This window comes from Streptococcus sp. HMSC057G03, assembly GCF_001808745.1.
Lineage (GTDB): Bacteria > Bacillota > Bacilli > Lactobacillales > Streptococcaceae > Streptococcus > Streptococcus parasanguinis_Z.
Genome location: NZ_KV794421.1, coordinates 39,003 through 42,389, shown reverse-complemented (window position 1 = coordinate 42,389; position 3,387 = coordinate 39,003). Strand labels below are relative to the sequence as shown.

The 3,387-nt window shown below is 41.6% G+C and carries 5 protein-coding genes; 2 read left to right on the top strand and 3 right to left on the bottom strand.

Annotated features, from left to right (window positions below; genetic code table 11):
* Window positions 1–291, top strand: a 291-nt coding sequence (locus tag HMPREF2686_RS03285; RefSeq protein ID WP_148130195.1) for an LPXTG cell wall anchor domain-containing protein, incomplete at its 5' end; no start/stop codon positions are given.
* A 60-nt stretch (window positions 292–351) separates the two neighbouring features.
* Here the strand turns inward: HMPREF2686_RS03285 and HMPREF2686_RS10780 are convergent.
* From HMPREF2686_RS10780 to rpmF, 3 genes are all read right to left on the bottom strand, one after another.
* Window positions 352–411 (bottom strand): integrase core domain-containing protein, encoded by a 60-nt coding sequence (locus HMPREF2686_RS10780; protein ID WP_371106653.1) that lies wholly within the window; start codon window positions 409–411, stop codon window positions 352–354.
* Window positions 412–1,069: 658 nt separating this feature from the next.
* The gene (rpmG, locus tag HMPREF2686_RS03280) at window positions 1,070–1,219 is read right to left on the bottom strand and encodes a 50S ribosomal protein L33 (RefSeq protein ID WP_001265622.1); all 150 of its coding nucleotides are present in this window, start codon (window positions 1,217–1,219) and stop codon (window positions 1,070–1,072) included.
* Window positions 1,220–1,234: 15 nt separating this feature from the next.
* Complete coding sequence (gene rpmF / locus HMPREF2686_RS03275; RefSeq protein WP_003009516.1) at window positions 1,235–1,417, bottom strand: 50S ribosomal protein L32; 183 nt, start codon at window positions 1,415–1,417, stop codon at window positions 1,235–1,237.
* A 214-nt stretch (window positions 1,418–1,631) separates the two neighbouring features.
* On the opposite strand from rpmF, the gene ilvD reads away from it, so the two are divergent.
* Window positions 1,632–3,335: a dihydroxy-acid dehydratase gene (gene ilvD, locus HMPREF2686_RS03270; RefSeq protein WP_070449186.1), complete on the top strand. Its 1,704-nt coding sequence runs from the start codon at window positions 1,632–1,634 to the stop codon at window positions 3,333–3,335.
* Window positions 3,336–3,387: the final 52 nt, after the last annotated feature.

The following is a 3,387-nucleotide window of genomic DNA, read 5'->3' as shown; positions in this document are numbered from 1 at the left end:
ACTCCTGAGAAACCTGTAACTCCTGAGAAACCCGTAACTCCTGAGAAACCTGCAATTCCTGAGACGACTGTAACTCCTGAGACGACTGTAACTCCTGAGAAACAAACTGAAGCAAATAAAGTTTTAAATACAAATACTTACAGAGCATCTGGAGTTATTACTACAAATGATATTAATCACTCTGAAAAGACTCTACCTAAAACAGGAACAACTACAAATATTGTATTACCAATGTTAGGACTGTTAGTGTTAGGTGGAGTGGGCTTCCTATCAAAAAAAGAAGAAAAGTAACTTTATTATATCTTATAAGAGTAAACTTCTTGTGATAGCCCAAAAAGTTAAACAAATAATTTAAGCGAAGGACTTAGTTCTGTATTGTACAGGACTAAGTCCTTTTAGTTTAACCTTAATTCATCAATTTCCTTTATATGTTTTTTAATCCATCTACTTACTTCCTGAAATCATAGATCGTAACATTATGCTCATATATTAAAAACACCGTCTGTAATTAGAGCTTCATTGCTTGTAAATGCACCACAATCGTTAAGATCTGCATAATATCTTCTTCCATCTCTATATACAGGGCCATGGATTGCAGATTCATAATAAAACCATCCTTCCTGTTTTTGATTATTCAACAAAAACTGATGATAGTCCCTATTTTTCTAAAACGGGAAAATCTGATATAATAATCCTTGTAGGTGTATTGTTTAATATTTAATGACATAAACTATTCCCCCGTTTAAAAAATATTGATTCAAATTTTATGAAATTAATCAGTAGATATCGTTCTGAAAAGCCTTGATATTACGCTATTTTTAATCCAACTGAAACTCATACTTTCCAAACCAGGTCATACGATCTGTGAGAAAAAGAACACATAACAAAAAGAGGAGCTTCACAATAAAGTTCCTCTTCTTTTATATATCCGAATCATTATTCTTATTTCAAAAAAGGTAGTGAAAAAGGTAGTGATTCGGTTGATTTATATTGCAATGTAGTGAAATTTAGAATTTCAAGAATCGCTTAAAATCAAGGTTTCTAACATCTATTGACGTGTAGTGAACCCCTATTTCACCTCTGTAAACACAACGTGTTTGCGAAGTTTTGGTGAGTATTTCTTCAATTGAAGACGGTCTGGAGTGTTACGTTTGTTTTTAGAAGTAAGGTACAAGCGTTCACCAGATTCTTTGTGTTCAAGTGTAATATTTACGCGCATGGTATCTCCCTTCTATTATTCAGCTGATGCAGCTTTAGCGATCTTACGTCCTTTGTAGTATCCTTTAAGTGATACACGGTGTGAACGTGAGTAATCTCCAGTTGCTTCGTCAAAGTTTACAGATGGAGCTGTTACTTTGTAGTGCGTACGACGTTTGTTTTTCTTCGCTTTTGATGTGCGACGTGCAGGTACTGCCATTTCGTTTTTCTCCTTTTAAGATATAAATTCAATTAGGTTTGATTTTCATCAACTGTAACAGTATAACAAAACTTTTTTGTAAAGTAAAGTTACTTGACAAAAAAATTGAAATTTTTGGGAAAAGTTTCTTCTCCCTAGTTGATCTCAAAGTTTGGATCTGTCTTTGGGCCTTCTTTTATGCTATAATGGTAAAAAATGGAACGAGAGGAATGACATGACAGAATTAGACAAACGCCATCGTAGTAGTGTCTACGATAGCATGGTAAAATCTCCCAACCGTGCCATGCTTCGCGCGACGGGAATGACCGATGAAAGCTTTGAGAAACCGATTGTCGGAGTGATTTCGACATGGGCGGAAAATACCCCTTGTAACATCCACCTTCACGATTTTGGAAAACTGGCCAAAGAAGGTGTGAAAGATGCAGGAGCTTGGCCGGTTCAATTCGGAACCATTACGGTTGCGGATGGGATCGCTATGGGGACACCAGGAATGCGCTTCTCTTTGACGTCACGTGATATCATTGCAGACTCTATCGAAGCTGCTATGGGCGGTCACAACGTGGATGCCTTTGTAGCCATCGGTGGCTGTGATAAGAACATGCCTGGTTCGATGATTGCCATTGCCAATATGGATATCCCAGCGATCTTTGCTTATGGTGGTACCATTGCTCCAGGTAATCTGAACGGTAAGGATATCGACTTGGTTTCTGTTTTCGAAGGGATCGGGAAATGGAACCACGGTGATATGACTGCTGAAGAAGTGAAGCAACTGGAATGTAATGCTTGCCCTGGCCCTGGTGGCTGTGGTGGGATGTATACGGCCAACACCATGGCGACAGCGATTGAGGTCCTTGGGTTGAGCTTACCAGGTTCCTCTTCTCACCCTGCTGAATCAGCTGATAAAAAGGCCGATATTGAAGAAGCGGGTCGTGCAGTTGTCAAAATGCTTGAAATGGGACTCAAGCCATCTGATATCTTGACTCGTGAAGCCTTTGAAGATGCGATTACAGTGACCATGGCGCTTGGTGGTTCTACCAATGCGACTCTGCACTTGCTTGCGATCGCTCATGCGGCCAATGTAGACTTGACCCTTGAAGATTTCAACGATTTCCAAGAGCGCGTGCCTCATTTGGCGGACTTGAAACCTTCAGGGAAATATGTCTTCCAAGACCTTTACAATGTTGGTGGTGTGCCAGCCGTCATGAAATACCTTCTTAAGAATGGTTTTCTTCATGGAGATCGCATCACATGTACTGGTAAAACAGTAGCTGAGAACTTGGAAGCCTTCGCTGATTTGACACCGGGTCAAAAAGTCATCATGCCACTTGAAAATCCGAAACGTGCGGATGGTCCATTGATCATCTTGAAAGGGAACTTGGCTCCTGAAGGAGCAGTTGCCAAAGTATCAGGTGTGAAGGTCCGCAACATCACGGGCCCTGCTAAGGTCTTTGACTCCGAAGAAGCTGCCATTGAAGCCGTTCTTTCGGATGAAATTGTGGATGGCGACGTTGTCGTTGTTCGTTTCGTAGGTCCTAAGGGTGGTCCTGGTATGCCGGAAATGCTATCCTTGTCATCCATGATTGTTGGGAAAGGCCAAGGAGACAAGGTAGCCCTCTTGACAGACGGACGCTTCTCTGGTGGTACGTATGGTCTCGTTGTTGGTCACATTGCGCCTGAAGCTCAGGTTGGTGGCCCGATCGCCTACCTCCACACAGGGGATTTGGTAACGGTTGACCAAGATACCAAAGAAATCACCATGCACGTTTCAGACGAAGAGTTAGCGAAACGCAAGGCAGAAACAACCTTGCCGCCACTGTATAGCCGTGGGGTTCTGGGTAAATACGCCCACATCGTTTCTTCAGCATCACGTGGTGCCGTAACCGACTTCTGGAATATGGAACAGTCTGGTAAACAGTAATTACAAGGACGACTTTGTCCAAAGAGAGAGTGGGACAGAAATCGGTCATTCG

Excerpts from the sequence above, each read along its gene's own strand:
- rpmF (WP_003009516.1), bottom strand. The coding sequence starts at position 1,417 with ATGGCAGTACCTGCACGTCGCACATCAAAAGCGAAGAAAAACAAACGT.
- rpmG (WP_001265622.1), bottom strand. The coding sequence starts at position 1,219 with ATGCGCGTAAATATTACACTTGAACACAAAGAATCTGGTGAACGCTTG.
- ilvD (WP_070449186.1), top strand. The coding sequence starts at position 1,632 with ATGACAGAATTAGACAAACGCCATCGTAGTAGTGTCTACGATAGCATG.